The organism is Psychroserpens sp. NJDZ02 (genome assembly GCF_004843725.1).
Classification (GTDB): domain Bacteria; phylum Bacteroidota; class Bacteroidia; order Flavobacteriales; family Flavobacteriaceae; genus Olleya.
Genome location: NZ_CP039451.1, coordinates 2582034 through 2600000 on the forward strand (window position 1 = coordinate 2582034; position 17967 = coordinate 2600000).

Here is a 17967-nt window from a genome sequence, read left to right on the forward strand (position 1 = left end):
TAATTTATTTAATTAGTAGAAAATGTTGTGCCTTCTCTACCATCGTTAAGTTGTATGCCTGCTTCTGCTAGCTCATCTCTAATTTGATCAGATAACGCAAAGTCTTTATTTATTCTAGCTTCTTGGCGCAATTTGATTAATAGTTGTACGGCTCCAGATAGTTTGTCTGTTCCAGCTCCAACTGCTGCTTTATCATTTTTTAGTCCTAAAATATCAAAAACAAAAGCATTGACTGTTGTTTTAAAAGTGTCTAGATCTTTTTCGGAAATAGTCTCGGTTCCTTCTTTTATCTGATTGATATATTTAACTCCTTCAAATAAGTTTGCAATAGCAATTGGTGTGTTAAAATCATCATTCATGGCATCGTAACATTTTTGCTTCCAAGCGTCAATGTTTACTGTAGATGTTTTAGATATTTTTAAATGATCTAATTGGCTGACGCCTTCCATTAAACGATTATACCCTTTTTCGCTGGCTAATAGCCCATCATCCGTAAGGTCCAAAATACTGCGATAAGAGGATTGTGCCACAAAAAATCTGATAACACTTGGTGTATAGGCTTTACTAAAAAAGGTGTTATTACCGGATAATAACTCGTCTGGATTTACAGTGTTACCTGTAGATTTAGACATGCGTTGGCCGTTAAGCTCTAACATGTTAGCGTGCATCCAATAGTTTACTGGAGATTTGCCTAATGCAGCTTGGTTTTGAGCAATTTCGCACTCGTGATGTGGGAATTTTAAATCCATTCCGCCACCATGGATATCAAAATGATCGCCAAGATATTTAGTACTCATAGCAGTACATTCTAAATGCCATCCAGGGAAACCATCACTCCAAGGAGAGGGCCAGCGCATGATGTGTGTTGGTTCGGCTTTTTTCCAAAGGGCAAAATCTTGTGGGTTTTTCTTGTCAGATTGGCCGTCTAGTGCTCTTGTATTATGTATTAAATCTTCTAACTTACGTTTGCTTAAAATGCCGTAATTGTTAGTTTTGTTATATTTATGAACGTCAAAATATACCGAGCCATTGACCTCGTAACCAAATCCATTGTCAATAATGGTTTTAATTAACTCTATCTGCTCGATAATATGTCCCGTTGCTGTAGGCTCTATACTTGGTGGTAAAAAATTGAATGTATTTAATATATTATGGAAATCTACAGTGTAACGTTGTACAACTTCCATAGGTTCAATCTCTTCTAACCTTGCTTTTTTAGTGATTTTGTCTTCACCTTCATCGGCATCGTTCTCTAAATGTCCTGCATCTGTAATGTTTCTGACATAACGGACTTTATAACCTAGATGTTTAAGATATCTAAATATCACATCAAAAGACATAAATGTCCTAACGTTTCCTAAATGGACGTTACTGTAAACGGTTGGTCCACAAACATACATGCCAATATAACCTTCGTTAATAGATTTAAAGTTCTCTTTTTCTCCTGTTAAAGAGTTGTATATTTTTATGTTTTGATGCTTGTAAAGTTCCATTGCTGTTTACTAAAATTTGGTCTCTAGTTTAATATATTCTAAGAATTCGCGTCTAGTAGATTCTTTTTTAAATTGCCCTCCAAATTCTGAAGTGACTGTGCTACTTTCAATATCTCTAATCCCTCTAGAGTTAACACATAAATGCTTAGCGTCTATAATACAAGCAACATCATCCGTGCCTAAAGCTTTTTGAAGTTCTTTAACTATTTGTATGGTCAAACGCTCTTGTACTTGTGGACGTTTTGCGTAATAATCTACAATACGATTCATTTTAGACAATCCAACAACAGTTCCGTTAGAGATGTAAGCGACGTGTGCACGTCCTACTATTGGTAATAAATGATGTTCGCAAGTCGAGTAAACAGTTATGTTTTTTTCTACAAGCATTTCTCCGTATTGATATTTGTTATCAAAAGTCGAGGCTTTTGGCTTTTTGTCTGGGTGTAAGCCTCCAAAAATCTCGTTAACAAACATTTTAGCAACTCGGTTAGGTGTGCCTTTTAGGCTGTCGTCCGTTAAGTCTAAACCTAAAGTCTCTAATATTTTAGTGACGTCTTTTTTGATACTCTCAATTTTATCTGCGTCTGATAGGTCAAAAGCATCGGCTCTTAAAGGTGTGTCGTGATTTGTGCCAATATGGTTTTCGCCAATAGCATCATTTTCGTCTATATTGTTTTCAATCTTCATTTAAATAAAGTCTGTAAAATGGTGTTTAAAATAGTCTGCAAAGATAAACAATAAATAAATTTGATTGAGGGTAGGGATTTGTTAAATGTGCTTGTTATATGTATAAGAATAGGAAAAACTTAAATTAAGAACCTAATATTAACATAATATTAATTAAAATTTTCTTAATTTTCAAACTAAATTATATCCCGAAGAACTATGAAATTTAAAGTTTTCTTTACACTAGCATTTGGAGTATTGTTGTTTGCTCAGCAAGGAGTAGCACAAACCCAAAAGAAACAACAAACACAATTAGTTAAATATAAGAAAAATGTTGAGGCACCATTAACAGCAAAAGAAATGGGGATGCTGCAGGAGGTTTATCAAGATAAATTACAAACTTATGTTTTAAGTAATCCACAACGTGTAAAAGACTTTAAGCATTTACTAAGAAATAGAGTGTCTATTAAAAAAAGACCAAATTTGGTTAGTAATAAGGACAAGTATAAGCTTATTAGTGCTGTTGGGCTTTTTAATAATTATAACAGTAATCTAGTTCTCGATAAGAGTTATGACGCTTCAACATTTAATGTCTTGAAATATAACCTTCAATTTTTTGGAATTGGTTCAAGTATGTATAGAATAGATAATACAGAGTATTTTATTACTATTAAATCTCAAACCATTAGAAAGTAATCAGGAAATTAGTTACCATCAACTGCGATATCATAAAAACAGACCAATGAAAAATTTTTTATTAGCCCTTATATTTTTAAATTCATTTATTGCCTTATCACAAAATGTACTGATGCAAAACACAACAGTTAATCAATGTGGTGGTGTATTTTATGATTCTGGTGGGCCTTCTGCTAATTACTCTGATAATGAAGATTTTATTTTAGTTATTTGTCCGGATACACCAGGTAATTTAGTTCAATTAGATTTTACAGCTTTCAGTACCGGATTGAATACAGATATTATGACTATTTATGATGGTGATGATATAACAACAGCGCCGCCATTTGGGTCGTATTCGGGTGGAGGTGCCTCCGCTAATCCGGGGTTTATATCAGCATCTCCTACTAATCCATCAGGGTGTTTAACGATTCAATTTATTTCGGATGGTACGCCTAATGCATCAGGATGGGCAGCAACAATCTCTTGTTTAGAGCCTTGCCAGACTATAGTCTCTCAGTTAGATAACGCATCTCCTGTTCCGAATAGTGATGGCTATATTAGAGTATGTCCTGATGAACCTATTACACTAGACGGAAGTGCAACATTTTCTGTAGATGGATCAGGAGCTACTTACGAGTGGGATTTGGGAGATGGCAATTTTATTTCTGGACAATCGGCAACATTTTCTTACGCCGTACCTGGAGTTTATATCGTTAACTTAAATGTTAATGATACGAATACGGGGGTAAATCCAGAGGGTTGTGCAAACACTAATTTAATTAATCAAGTGATTCAAGTAGGTACTGATCCAGATTTTACTGGAACAGAAGCAGTAGATAGTGTAGTTTGTTTTGGAGAAAGTACTACGCTTACTGGACTTGTGACTCCTGTGGAGTTTATTAATGATTGTACTCCGCCCGTTAGTGAAACAACATTTCTTCCTGATGAACCTGGATCTTCTTTTGAAAGTTGTGTTACAGTAGATTGTTATGAGTCTTCCCAGACATTGACGGACGTCAATCAAATTGTATCTATTTGCATAAATATGGAACATTCATATTCTGGAGATTTATTTATTACATTAGTATCTCCTGTTGGAGACGAAGTACTTTTACACAACGGTAATATAGATAATGTCGATACATATTTAGGGGCTCCAATTGACGATGAAACTATAGAAGATGCGGGCGTAGGTGCAGATTACTGTTTTGATAGTTCTGCTTCTATTTTATTAGTAGATGCACCAACTATTACAGCTGGTAGTAGTCAAGGGAACTCAACTCCTGGGCCTTCATTTGTTTCGGGGACGTATATGCCAGCAGAGACTTTTAATGCCTTTTTAGGGAGTCCATTAAATGGGGATTGGTGTTTGAGGATAGTAGATGATTTTGATTTTGATAATGGTTATATTTTCTCTTGGAGTATAGTGTTTGATCCAAACTTACAACCTCCAGAATTATCTTTTACTCCAGTTACAGTAACAGAGGGTTGGGATGCTGACCCATCAATAACTTCTACTACCGGAAACGATATTACTGTGCAACCAGCTACGGCAGGCACACATTGTTATACCTATAGAACAACAGATGATTTTGGTTGTGAGTATACAGAAGAAGTTTGTATTGATGTTTTACCAGAGCTAGATAATGGGTTGCCAAATGATTTGTTTTTATGTAATCCAGGGGCATTACCATATATTTTTGATTTAACAGAAAATGATGCCGTTATTACAGCGCCTTCTGCTGTTCCTGGAGATTTCAATATTACTTATTATGAAACGCAAGCTGATGCAACTGCTGGAACTTCAGCAATTTCGACACCTGCTAGTTATAGTTCGTCTGCTGTTTTAGGGGTGCCTCAAACTATTTATGTTAGAATTGAATATTTAAACTCGGGTTGTTTTGAAACGGAAATGTTTACATTAAACATAACATCACAACCATTAATTAACCCTGCTCCAAATATGGAGACTTGTGATGATGCTGCAAATGATGGTTTTGAACCTTTTGATTTAGAAAGTCAAAATGCAGCTATTTTAGGGGCACAATCGTCAACAAATTTTGTAGTCACGTATTACTTAAGTTTTGCTCAAGCCAATGCAGGTGTTGCTGGTACAGAATTGGTTAGTGATTATACTAATACAGTTAATCCTCAGGAAATTTATGCAAGAGTACAGGTTGTGGGTAATGATGCCTGTTATACTGCGTCTGCTTTGCCAGTTTTTGAATTAATAGTTAATCCAAGCGATGATACTTCATTTACAATAACACCTAATTGTACTGGAGGATCAGTAAGTGGTATTGTGACACCTGGAGGGACATTTGCATTAAATCCTGATTTAGGTGATGGTGCAGTAATAGATATTGCAACGGGAGAAGTCACTAATGGTGTTTCAGGAACTAGTTATACTATACAATATACAACAACTGTTGGTGCTTGTCCATCGTCTACAGGTCAAGTTTTAGTAGTGCTAACAAGGGATGATGCATCCTTTACGATGGAACCTACTTGTGATGGAGGACTGGTTGATACGGTAGCAGTACCAGGTGGGACTTACGTGTTTAGTATTTTACCAACAGATTCTGCAACTATCGATACTGCTACGGGAACAATAACTAACGGTACGCCTGGAGAAACGTATACAGTGGAATATACGACAGCAGGTACTTGCCCTGACAGTAGTACGGAGTCTGTAACAGTTAATTCTGTAGAGGATCCAGCATTTTCTGTATTAGAAAATTGTGATGGCGCTACAATGAATATTATTGGAGATACAGGAGGAGTCTTTAACTTTAATCCTGCGGTGACTGATGGTGCTGTTATTGATATGGTTACAGGAGAGGTTACTAATGGGGTTTCAGGAGAAACTTATGTTATTGAATACACAACCTCAGGACCTTGTCCTGAAAATAGTTTTCAAAACGCTACAGTTTTAAATCAAGATGATCCTGCATTTACAGTGCTAGCAGATTGTAATGGAGGTGTTGTAGATTCGGTAGTTACACCTGGCGGAACTTATGCTTTTAACCCTGCGGTTACAGATACGGCAGTAATAGATAGTAATACAGGAACAGTAACGTCAGCAACTCCAGGAGCAAGTTATACTATTGAATATACAACCGCTGGGGCCTGTATTAAATCAAGTACTCAGGTGCTAAATATACTTTCAGCGGATGATTCGACAGTGACTTATGTACCAACATGTGATGGTGCAATAGCTACTATTACAGGGTTGTCAGGCGGAGTGTTTACGTTTAATGTACCGCCTGCTGCTGGTGATGCAGTAACTCTAGATGCTACTTCTGGTTTAATTTCTGGAGGAATTTCTAATACAACTTATAGTATTGACTATTCTACTAATGGTCCATGTCCAACAACAACCAATAATATCGTTACGGTTTACCCGGAGCCTGTAGCAGTCGATCCTACACCTTTATCAGTTTGTGACGATGGTACACCAGATGGCTTAACCTCGATAGATTTAAGTCTTAAAAATAATGAAATAAGTGGAGGTAATCCTGCGTACGTAGTAACGTATTATTTGACACAGTTAGATGCGGATATGGAAGTAAATCCATTAGCAATACCTTATACTAATATTAGTAATCCACAAACGGTATTTGTTAGGGTTGAGGATGTAAATACAACATGTTACACAACAACAACTTTACAATTAGAAGTAGAGCAAGCGCCAATCACTTTTGCGCCAACAGATTTAACCTTTTGTGATCCAGATAGTGATGGTTATGGTGTCTTTGAATTAACAGATGCTGAAGCCCAAATTACGGGAGGTGTATCAGGATTGTCAGTAACTTATCATGAAACATCTAGTGATGCACAGCTTAATGTTAATCCATTAACAAGTCCTTATACTAATATAGTAGAAGATATACAGGTGGTTTATGTGCGTGTTGAAAGTGCAACTATAACAACAGCATGTGCTAGTTATGAAGATTTAAGATTAATCGTCAATCCTACACCACAAATAACAGATCCAAGTCCATTGGAGGTTTGTGATAATGATGCAGACGGCATTGCGTCATTTGATTTAGAGTTAAATAATCCAGAAATATTAAATCAATTAGATACAGATACAACAAATGATTTAGCAACTACAGATTATACTATTACCTATTATACGACAGCAGCAGATGCAGCAGTCCCTCAAAATGGCATAGCGACACCAAATGCATTTACTAATACAACGGTTTATATGCAAACGATTTGGGTTGTAATAACGGATAATGCTAATGGATGTTCAACGACTACAACTATGGATTTAATTGTTAATCCATTACCAGTGTTAGTTCAGCCAACGCCATTAGAGTTATGTAACGCTACTGATTTACCAGGAGAAGTTGCAACACTAGCACAAGAAGAGTTTACTTTGGAAGATGCTAATGCACAAATTTTAAATGGACAAACGGGTATTACATTAACGCATTACTTTACACAAGCGGGGGCGGACAATGCAACAGTTGCGGATCAAATTTTTAGTCCTTATACTAATACCGCTAATGCACAAACCGTATATGTCAGAGCAGAAGATAATGTGACAGGATGTATTAGTACAATTACTTTAAATTTAAGAGTTAACCCAACACCATCACCAGAAGCTAACCCGAGTGCATTAATAGAATGTGATATTGATAATGATGGTCTAGCACTTTTCGATTTAGACAGTCAAACGGTAAGTATATTAAATGGTGAGCCAGGGGTTAGTATCAGTTATCACGAAACAGAATCAGATGCTACCGAGGGGATAAATCTATTAACTAGTCCATACACTAATGTCGTACTTAATAATCAGAATGTATATGTTCGTGCAGAAAATGATATTACGGGGTGTTTTACAATAGTTATTTTACCATTAGAAGTGCAGCCTTCACCAGTAGTACCTGCAACAATAGACGATTATGTCGTGTGTGATGATAATAACGATGGTTTTAATCAGTTTGATTTTGATACGGTTATGAGCCCACAAATTTTAGGAACACAAAATCCTGCAGATTTTACTTTAACGTATCATACTACAGCATTAAATGCTGAGAGTGGAAATAGTCCTATAGTTAACACAGGTAACTATACCAATGCGACTAATCCACAAACCATTTATATCCGATTAGTTAGTAATACAAATGGTTGTGTGACTACAGGACAGTTTGAAATTAGAGTAGACTTTCCTCCAGTACTAGTACAGCCAACACCATTAGCTATTTGTGATGAGTTAGATGCTAATTATTATGAAAATAATGATGACATGGCAACATTTGATTTAACCCTTAAAGATGACGAAATTACAGCAGGTGACGTCAGTTGGATTGTTGCGTATTACGTAACACAAGCAGATGCACAAGCGGATGTTAATGTTATTGCAGACCCAACGATGTATACCAACATGATGGTTGGAGCTAATCCAGCAAACCCACAAACGGTTTATGTTAGAGTTACAGATTCTAACACAGGATGTTTCTCATTTACCACATTAACGATTCGTGTGTTGCCAAATCCAACACCACTAGAAAATCCAGATAATATTGAGTTGTGTGATGATGTTGCTATTGTAGGACCAAACGATTTAATCGAAATCTTTGATTTAACGCAAGATGCGACCGTCATATTAAATGGTGAAGGTATTAATCCAAGTGATCCAAGACATTTAAGTTACTATACGGATTTAGATAATGCTTTAATGGGAACAACGCCAATAGCTGATCCGACGATGCATAGTAATGAAGATCCAACAAATCCAGGAGTGGCTATTACCCCACAAACTATTTATGTGCGTGTAACTAACGGAACAGATGAAACAGGAACATCAGGAACAGGTTGTTATACCATTGTAAGCTTTGATATTATTGTTAATCCATTACCAGAGGTTAGTCCAATCGAAGACTATATCTATTGCGAGTTATTTAGTGATGGTCAATACGGATTTGATTTAGTGAGTAAAACAGACGAAATTTTAGGGACGCAAAGTGCTACCGATTTTACACTAACGTTTTATGCAGCAGATGGTACTACAATAGGTAATCCATCAAGTTATACCAATGCTACCAACCCAGAGATTATTTCTGTAGATATTACAAATAATCTTACAGGTTGTATTGCTAGAACAAGTTTTAGTATTGAGGTACAAGAGGGTGCACAGGCTAATCCAGATATGACGCCAATTGTTTACGAGCTATGTGATGACAATATGGAAACCGATGGGGATACTACAAATGATAGTGTGCAGTTTGATTTAGTTTCTCAAAATCCAGACGTTTTAGATGGACAAGATCCAGCAAACTATATTGTAAGTTACTACGCAACGCAAGCCGATGCCGATGCTTCAATAAATCCTTTACCATTATTATACGAAAACATAATTAACCCACAAGTTATTTATGTGCGTGTAGATAATGATACGATGATAGATGATGGATCAGGAACAGGTACTACAGTTGATACTTCAATATGTTATGAAACCGCAGAGTTAACCTTACAAGTAAATCCATTACCAGAGGTTGAGTTAGAGGCGAGCTATATATTATGTATTAACACTAATGGTACGGAAGTAGTCAGTGCGCCAATAATCGAAACAGGATTAAATACCACGGACTATACTTTTGAATGGTTTTTAGAATCGGTTATTATTCCAGGAGAAACAGGAAGTAGTTTAGAGCCAACGCAAGGCGGTAATTACACTGTAATCGTTACAGATGTTAGTTCAAGTAGTGTTACTATGTGTCCAACAGAGGCAACAACAATAGTTGAAGAAAGCGAGCCACCGACAATAACAGTAGACTTGTTAACAGAAGCTTTTGCAGACGTACATAACATTTTTGTTACCGCAACAGGAAGTGGAAGTTCTATATACGAATTTAGTATTGATGACGGACCATGGGAAGTTAATGTGCCAAATGATGGAACATATACTTTTACGGATGTTGGAGCAGGAGATCATATTGTAACAGTAAGAGATATAAATGGTTGTGGAGAATCTAGTTTACCAGTTTCTATAATGGATTACCCACACTTCTTTACACCAAACGATGATGGTTTTAATGACACATGGAATATCTACGGAATTGATGATCAACCAGATGCTGTGATTTACATCTTTGATCGTTATGGAAAGCTATTAAAGCAACTCAGTCCAACAGGATTAGGGTGGGATGGAACGTATAACGGAAATCCAATGCCAACCAGTGACTATTGGTTTACAGTTGACTATAGAGAACCAAACGATCCAAATAATAGTAGAAAACAATTTAAGGCACACTTTACCTTAAAGCGATAAGTCATAATAACTACCTAATAGTTATGGATATAAAAAAAGCCTGAACATATGTTCAGGCTTTTTTGTATACTTAAGTAGCCTTATAAATAATTCTTGTGGTTTATTATAAGATAGAAAATGTCTCCATCTATAAATATTAGGGTTTTGATCTAACTCGTGTTAAGAAGCTATGTTTTTATGCTATAAACAAAATACTTTATATTATTTGTGTTGAATATTAAAAACTTTTATAAGTACTGATAATATAATTTTTTAATGGTGTAGGTATTGATTACTGTAAATTTGGGTGTAAAAAAACCTGAACATATGTTCAGGTTTTGTATTATTTATTTAAGAATAAGTTATAGTCTGAATCCTAAGGTTAATATCACATTAGAAATTTTAGTGTCTAAGGTAACAGGGTTAGTTAATCCAGTATTAAAAAATTGTTCGTCTTTATCTTGGTTTGATTGACTAAAAGCTAAATCTAAATTGGTATTTCCAAAGTTGTAGCCCAAACCTAAAGAATATCCTGTTAAGTCACCAACAGTTGTACCGTTAGCATAAGGGCTTTCTTCTATTCTGTAACCACCTCTAAAACTAAATTGCTTTACTTTATATTCTGCACCAATCTTGTATGTTGAAGCAGCAGTTAGCATATTTTCCATTAAAGTGTTTTCTGCGTTAAAAGCAGGGTCTGATGTTGGTTTAAATTTTGTTTTACTATAGTCACGTCTTGAGTAATCTACACTAATTAAACCTTGAGTTCCAAAAACGTATGCTAAACTACCTGTTATCTTACTAGGTGTTTGTATTCTGTAGCTTTCAAAAATATTTAAAACATTTGGGTCTACAACTTGATAAAAGTCACCTAGATTTTGGTCAGAAACAAATGTTTCAACATATTGTGATGTTTCATCTTCAAGGGTCATCCATGTTGGAGATTCATATGTTATTCCCGCTCTTAGTTCATTAGTTAATTTAAATATCCCTCCTAATTGAAAAGAAAATCCAGACCCAGTTGTAGACAATGTGTTGTCAAATAAGACTTCTTTAACTATAGATCCAGCGTTATTGTTCGTTTCGTAAAAATTAGTGTAACGCTCATAATTCAAAAAATGAGAATTAAGGTTTAAACCAAAATAAGTATTTTCTCCATACTGTGTTCCAAGATTAAAGCTGATTTTTCCATTATAACCTGTAGCAGAATATGTATAATCTTGTTGAAACGAATTGCCTGCAATATTACTGCTATATAAAGTATTGTTATCATCAGTAGAATTAGGTTCTAGAATATACGAGTCATAACCTAGAAAAGCTTGCTGATTGCCATAACCATAAGCGCTTCCTATTCCTGAATAAGCATCAGAAGTAGATTCGCCAGGAAAAGCTGATATTTCATCTAGACGTAAACCTTGTGCATTGGAAAGAAAATATTGACCAATACTAGTGTTTCCTGTTCCATTTGCTCTCCAGTCATTATCATAGTTTTTAGTGATGTCATATTCCATAGCTAAAGAAAACTTCTTCCAAGGAGAATCAGTATTATTATTTTTAAATACAAAAACACCACCTCCTTGATTTAAATTAAATGAAGAGTTAGAAGAGTGATCTCTACCATTAAAGTAATTGGTGTCATTAGAGTTGTTTTCCGTTCCTAATGAAAATGAAGCGTAGCTACTCGTGAAAACTGCAGATCCTGCGGGATTAATACTTATCGCGCTTAAGTCACCTCCAAGTGCTCCAAAAGCACCACTCATACTTTGAAAACGCGCTGTTCCAGTTATTTCTCCACCAGAATATCGTAAAGCATCATTAATAGTTTGAGCATTACTTATAGACAAGGATAGTATTCCTACTACTAATATAATTATTTTTTTCATAGATATTTTTATTTAAATTTTAGCCTCTTCCTCTTCTTGAACTACTGCTGCTTGAAGAAGAACTACTTCTTGATGAGGAGCTACTTCTTGTCGAACTCCCTGAAGGCGTACTTGTTCTGGGTGTGGAATTGTTGGTTCTTGGTGTAGAATTGTTGCTTCTAGGTGTAGAGTTATTAGTTCTAGGTCTTGTCGTGTTCGTTCTAGGTCTAGTTGTCGTGTTGGTTCTAGGTCTAGTTGTTGTGTTAGTTCTAGGTCTAGTTGTTGTGTTAGCTCTAGTTCTAGTTGTTGTATTAGCCCTAGTTCTAGATGTTGTTCTTGATCTAGTTACAGTGTTTCTAGAATTTAATCTTGAATTTGAAAAAGAGTTTCTATTAGTATTAGTTCCACGTCTTCCGTTATTGTAAGATAAACCTCTTCTATTATACCTATTGTTGTAAGCATTGCCGTAACCATAAGCATAACCATTTCCGTAATAAGAGTGTCCCCAATATGGATTATTGAAACCATTATTCCAGCCATAACCATAACCATAACCAAATCCAGCATTCCAACCCCAATTATTGTAACCCCAAGGTCTATTGTATCCCCAGTTGTTGTATCCCCAGTTGTTGTATCCCCAATTATTATAACCCCAACCATAGTTGTTATAGCCATTATCATAGACGTTAATCACAACATTTTCATTAGTTGCTCCCCAACCTGCATTTTGGGTGCTATTATCTAAAGAGTCGTCATATGATCCTTGGTAAGAATCTATATCTGTAAAAACATCATCTTCATTATTATATACTTCTGCTTCTAAGGCTTTTTCTTTAAAGTAATTAGAATAGTAATCATTATTATTTTCTGCAGGTATTGCAACATCTTCTTGTGGCGTATTTTCGGTAGTAGATCCATAAATACCGTCACTTGTTTGTCCAACATATTGATAAGATCCACAAGAGCTTAAAGCTAAAACAGCTGTAAGAACCATAAACGATGGTGTTTTTTTAGATAAGTAGTTATTTAATTTCATATCATGTTGTTTTTAATTGTTGAACATTGTAAAAATAGTTAGTTTTGCTGAACTATTTTATTATTTAACATAATCACAATTTTTGTGCCAAAATACTGTATATGAGTAAAAAACTAACAAGTAGAGCTGAAAATTATTCCAAATGGTATAATGAATTGGTTGTAGAGGCGGACCTAGCTGAAAATTCGGCAGTAAGAGGTTGTATGGTCATAAAACCTTATGGCTATGCGATATGGGAAAAAATGCAAGCAGAATTGGATAAAAAGTTTAAAGAAACTGGACATCAGAACGCTTATTTTCCATTATTTGTTCCAAAAAGCCTATTTGAAGCTGAAGAAAAGAATGCGGAAGGTTTCGCAAAGGAGTGCGCAGTAGTGACCCATTATAGATTAGAAAACGATCCAGATAAGCCAGGGAAACTGAGAGTTGACCCAAATGCTAAGCTTGAAGAAGAATTAGTGGTAAGACCAACTAGTGAAGCTATTATATGGAGCACCTTTAAAGGATGGGTACAATCATATAGAGATTTACCTCTATTAATCAATCAATGGGCTAACGTTGTGCGTTGGGAAATGCGTACACGTTTATTTTTGCGTACAGCAGAATTTTTATGGCAAGAAGGACATACAGCGCATACAACAAAAAAAGAAGCGATTGCTGAAGCAGAATTAATGAACGGCGTTTACGCCACGTTTACAGAAGACTTTATGGCTATTCCTGTTATACAGGGATTAAAAACAGAAAGTGAACGTTTTGCTGGAGCAGATGAAACCTATTGTATTGAAGCTTTAATGCAAGATGGAAAAGCACTACAGGCTGGGACGTCTCACTTTTTAGGTCAAAACTTCGCTAAAGCATTTGATGTGAAATTTACATCAAAAGAAGGGAAGCAAGAATATGTATGGGCAACATCTTGGGGCGTATCTACAAGATTAATGGGAGCATTAATTATGACACATAGTGATGACCATGGATTAGTACTACCTCCAAAATTAGCGCCAAACCAAGTTGTTATTGTTCCTATATATAAGACAGATCAACAATTGGAAGCTATTACAGAAGTCGTTAATGGTATAATGACAGACTTAAGAAGTAGAAATGTATCCGTTAAGTTTGATAATAGGGATACGTATAGACCAGGTGCTAAGTTTGCACAACACGAATTGCAAGGTGTGCCATTAAGGATAGCTATAGGAGCAAGAGATCTAGAAAACGGTACTGTGGAGCTTGCTAGACGTGATACATTAACTAAAGAAGTTGTTGCATTAGATACTTTAATAGATAGAGTAGAGGGGTTAATGACGGAAATACAAGATACTTTATATAAGAAAGCTTTAGATTTTAGAGATACACACATCACAGAAGTAGAAACTTTTGAAGAATTTAAAAAAGTTTTAGAAGAAAAGGGAGGATTTATCTCTGCACATTGGGATGGAACCGCAGAAACTGAAGATAAAATCAAAGAAATAACTAAAGCTACGATTAGATGTCTTCCTTTAGACGGAAAAATTGAAAAAGGAATTTGTGTGCTTACAGGCAGAGAATCAGCACGTCGCGTGTTATTTGCAAAAGCTTATTAAAGTTTTTTTTGTTTTTTTTTATAAAAATTGTTGCAATACTTAAATATAGTTGTATATTTGCACCCGCAATGGCAACGTTGCTAAGTTATTTAAAAGTTATTTGAAAAGTTTGCAAGTTTAAAAAATATGTTTTATATTTGCGCTCTCAATAATTAAAATGGCCCGTTCGTCTATCGGCTAGGACGCATGGTTTTCATCCATGTAAGAGGGGTTCGACTCCCCTACGGGCTACAATTTTTATAAAAAAAATAAGGAAACAAAAATGGCAAATCACAAGTCAACTTTAAAAAGAATTAGAAGTAACGAAGCTAAGCGTTTGTTAAACAAGTACCAACATAAGACTACCCGTAATGCAATTAAAAAATTACGTGAGTTAGAAGACAAAAAAGAAGCAGAAGCTTTATTTCCTTCTATTGTTTCTATGTTAGACAGATTAGCAAAGAAAAACGTTATACATGCTAACAAAGCTTCTAACTTAAAATCTAGTTTATCTAAGCACGTTGCTGCTATGTAATTAGTTTTACTTTAAAAATTTAAAAACGCTTCATATTTATGGAGCGTTTTTTTTGTGCTTTATTTTGACAGGACTAAGCGTTTATTTTATAAAGTCATTTTGTTTAGCGTATTAAATAGTGATTAGATTTGTGGGACGTCATGAATAAATAAAAATAGTGTTGAGTTTAGTTAAGAAAAAGACTATATTTCTGATATCCCTAAATTGAACTCTAGTAGTTTTTATTTTAACGTTGAAAGATTTTGCTTATGTATTTGTGCTTTTAGTTAAATAGGTGAGGATGTTTTTATATTGATCTTTCTGTAGTAATAGTATTGTAGCTTTCAAATTGTGTCCGTCTTATTTTTTATAAAACTTAACTAATATTACTAATGCTGATGGTTTTTTTTAAAATATCCAAGACATGTTTTAAACTGATTTTGATGCTTTTCTAAAAAAAATCTCATTTTGATTCATTTATAATCTTTACTGTTATTGGATTAATATAATAAGCATCTAATTTATAATAAGAATTCTTTTAAAAAGTCTTCATCCTGTAGTATTTCAGAAATGTATTTTAGAGCTTTTCTATGTTATAATTCTCATTTTTTTAAAATTGATAAAGGTATATTAACTGGTAAATGTAGGTGCGTATATTGTGTTTACTTCTAAGATTCCTTTCATATAACTTGGCTATAACCGAATAGTAATATTATGGTAATAGATATTTTTTCAAGACAAGAGTATTTTATACGAGCAACTGTCTAAGGAAGGTTTTAGAATATATTTAAATTTTTAAAGAATAGCATTTAACAGTATAAGAAAGAAAGGTGTTTTTTCGGATTTAAGGTTCTGTTTAGTTAAACGACTTAGATCTCAAGTGCTTCTTGCTGTAATAAATCAGACAAACTAGAATGTATCTAAAGGCAGAGCATTTTAATGCACTCTTTACAGATCCTACATATTATTCGGCACCAAACCAACCATTCAGAGATTTTGCAATACGCTTTGGATTAGTTTGAATTTCCTTTTGTAAAACAATTAGGGCGTTACCCAAAGGGTCGGGCTATCACTACTCGCTTTTTTTTGATAAATTATAACACAATATCTAAGGTAGATCTCTTTATTAGCTGCATTGTTTGCTAATAAGATGTAAATATAAAAAAAGAGCTCAAACAGACCGTTCTATCCCTAACGCGTTGCGAGTGAATAATCAATATGAGATTTGGGAAGCGATAATAATGACTTCAAAGGATAATCAAATAACACAATCAAATAAAAAACAATTAGGTAACCGTTTGATAGCAAAGCTTTAGCAAGGTATGTTACCATTAAATTAAAAAAAGATTACCAAAAGGGTTGTGGGAACCAAAAAGGCTTGTATATTTGCACCCCGAAAACGACGTAACTATAACAGGTTAATTAGTGATTAAGAAAACGTTCAGAGAGTTATTATGACAGTTTAATAGAAAAGAGTCAAATCTTTTCAAATAAAGCTTGTGGGATTTAAAAAAGCGAATTATATTTGCACCCGCTTAAGGAAATAACATCTTAAGAGACAGAGAAAAAAAGTTCATAAACATATTGAATTGACAGCGTAAGAATTTAATTGGAAACGATTAGATTCAAACAAGAGAATAAGCCATTTTGAGTAAAGAAATATTTCTTTAATTGTTAAGCATATTAGTGGAAACACTTAAAAATTTAACGATGAAGAGTTTGATCCTGGCTCAGGATGAACGCTAGCGGCAGGCTTAACACATGCAAGTCGAGGGGTAACATTTTAGCTTGCTAAAGATGACGACCGGCGAACGGGTGCGTAACGCGTATAGAATCTACCTCTTACTAAGGGATAGCCCAGAGAAATTTGGATTAATACCTTATAGTATATAGACCTGGCATCAGGATTATATTAAAGATTACGGTAAGAGATGACTATGCGTCCTATTAGCTAGATGGTGTGGTAACGGCACACCATGGCAACGATAGGTAGGGGCCCTGAGAGGGGGATCCCCCACACTGGTACTGAGACACGGACCAGACTCCTACGGGAGGCAGCAGTGAGGAATATTGGACAATGGAGGCAACTCTGATCCAGCCATGCCGCGTGCAGGATGACTGCCCTATGGGTTGTAAACTGCTTTTATACAGGAAGAAACACTCTCTCGAGTAGAGAGCTTGACGGTACTGTAAGAATAAGGATCGGCTAACTCCGTGCCAGCAGCCGCGGTAATACGGAGGATCCAAGCGTTATCCGGAATCATTGGGTTTAAAGGGTCCGTAGGTGGATAATTAAGTCAGAGGTGAAATCCTGCAGCTCAACTGTAGAATTGCCTTTGATACTGGTTATCTTGAGTTATTATGAAGTAGTTAGAATATGTAGTGTAGCGGTGAAATGCATAGATATTACATAGAATACCAATTGCGAAGGCAGATTACTAATAATCAACTGACACTGATGGACGAAAGCGTGGGGAGCGAACAGGATTAGATACCCTGGTAGTCCACGCCGTAAACGATGGTCACTAGCTGTTCGAACTTCGGTTTGAGTGGCTAAGCGAAAGTGATAAGTGACCCACCTGGGGAGTACGTTCGCAAGAATGAAACTCAAAGGAATTGACGGGGGCCCGCACAAGCGGTGGAGCATGTGGTTTAATTCGATGATACGCGAGGAACCTTACCAGGGCTTAAATGTAGATTGACAGGACTAGAGATAGTTTTTTCTTCGGACAATTTACAAGGTGCTGCATGGTTGTCGTCAGCTCGTGCCGTGAGGTGTCAGGTTAAGTCCTATAACGAGCGCAACCCCTGTTGTTAGTTGCCAGCGAGTCATGTCGGGAACTCTAACAAGACTGCCAGTGCAAACTGTGAGGAAGGTGGGGATGACGTCAAATC

8 protein-coding genes, 1 tRNA gene, 1 rRNA gene and 1 pseudogene (1 of these 11 cut by a window edge) are annotated in these 17967 nt (G+C 35.5%); 7 read left to right on the plus strand and 4 right to left on the minus strand.

Going from position 1 to position 17967, the window contains the following annotated elements; genetic code table 11:
* Positions 1-8: 8 nt before the first annotated feature.
* Both cysS and folE read right to left on the minus strand, forming a co-directional pair.
* Positions 9-1493: a cysteine--tRNA ligase gene (cysS, locus tag E9099_RS11290; RefSeq protein ID WP_136583698.1), complete on the minus strand. Its 1485-nt coding sequence runs from the start codon at positions 1491-1493 to the stop codon at positions 9-11.
* A 9-nt stretch (positions 1494-1502) separates the two neighbouring features.
* The gene (gene folE / locus E9099_RS11295; RefSeq protein ID WP_136583699.1) at positions 1503-2180 is read right to left on the minus strand and encodes a GTP cyclohydrolase I FolE; all 678 of its coding nucleotides are present in this window, start codon (positions 2178-2180) and stop codon (positions 1503-1505) included.
* A 198-nt stretch (positions 2181-2378) separates the two neighbouring features.
* Between folE and E9099_RS11300 the strand changes: the two genes are divergently transcribed.
* Both E9099_RS11300 and E9099_RS11305 read left to right on the plus strand, forming a co-directional pair.
* Positions 2379-2855, plus strand: coding sequence for a hypothetical protein (locus E9099_RS11300; protein ID WP_136583700.1), 477 nt, complete (start codon positions 2379-2381; stop codon positions 2853-2855).
* Positions 2856-2901: 46 nt separating this feature from the next.
* On the plus strand, positions 2902-10122 hold the full coding sequence (locus tag E9099_RS11305) for a T9SS type B sorting domain-containing protein (RefSeq protein WP_136583701.1): 7221 nt from the start codon (positions 2902-2904) through the stop codon (positions 10120-10122).
* Positions 10123-10463: 341 nt separating this feature from the next.
* Here E9099_RS11305 and E9099_RS11310 read toward each other — a convergent pair whose 3' ends face one another.
* On the minus strand, positions 10464-11984 hold the full coding sequence (locus tag E9099_RS11310; RefSeq protein ID WP_136583702.1) for an OmpP1/FadL family transporter: 1521 nt from the start codon (positions 11982-11984) through the stop codon (positions 10464-10466).
* Positions 11985-12003: 19 nt separating this feature from the next.
* The gene (locus E9099_RS19220; protein WP_168800744.1) at positions 12004-12999 is read right to left on the minus strand and encodes a hypothetical protein; all 996 of its coding nucleotides are present in this window, start codon (positions 12997-12999) and stop codon (positions 12004-12006) included.
* A 101-nt stretch (positions 13000-13100) separates the two neighbouring features.
* On the opposite strand from E9099_RS19220, the gene proS reads away from it, so the two are divergent.
* The 5 genes and pseudogenes from proS to E9099_RS11340 all read left to right on the plus strand — a co-directional run.
* Positions 13101-14579 carry a proline--tRNA ligase gene (gene proS / locus E9099_RS11320; RefSeq protein WP_136583703.1) on the plus strand — a complete coding sequence of 493 codons (1479 nt, stop codon included), beginning with the start codon at positions 13101-13103 and terminating at the stop codon, positions 14577-14579.
* A gap of 159 nt (positions 14580-14738) precedes the next feature.
* A tRNA-Glu gene (locus E9099_RS11325) sits at positions 14739-14810 on the plus strand.
* A gap of 31 nt (positions 14811-14841) precedes the next feature.
* Positions 14842-15093, plus strand: coding sequence for a 30S ribosomal protein S20 (gene rpsT, locus E9099_RS11330; RefSeq protein ID WP_101020108.1), 252 nt, complete (start codon positions 14842-14844; stop codon positions 15091-15093).
* Between the two features lie 878 nt (positions 15094-15971).
* Positions 15972-16094 (plus strand): annotated as a pseudogene (locus tag E9099_RS11335) (putative porin); the annotation flags it as partial.
* Between the two features lie 685 nt (positions 16095-16779).
* A 16S ribosomal RNA gene (locus E9099_RS11340) occupies positions 16780-17967 on the plus strand; it runs 333 nt beyond the window's last position.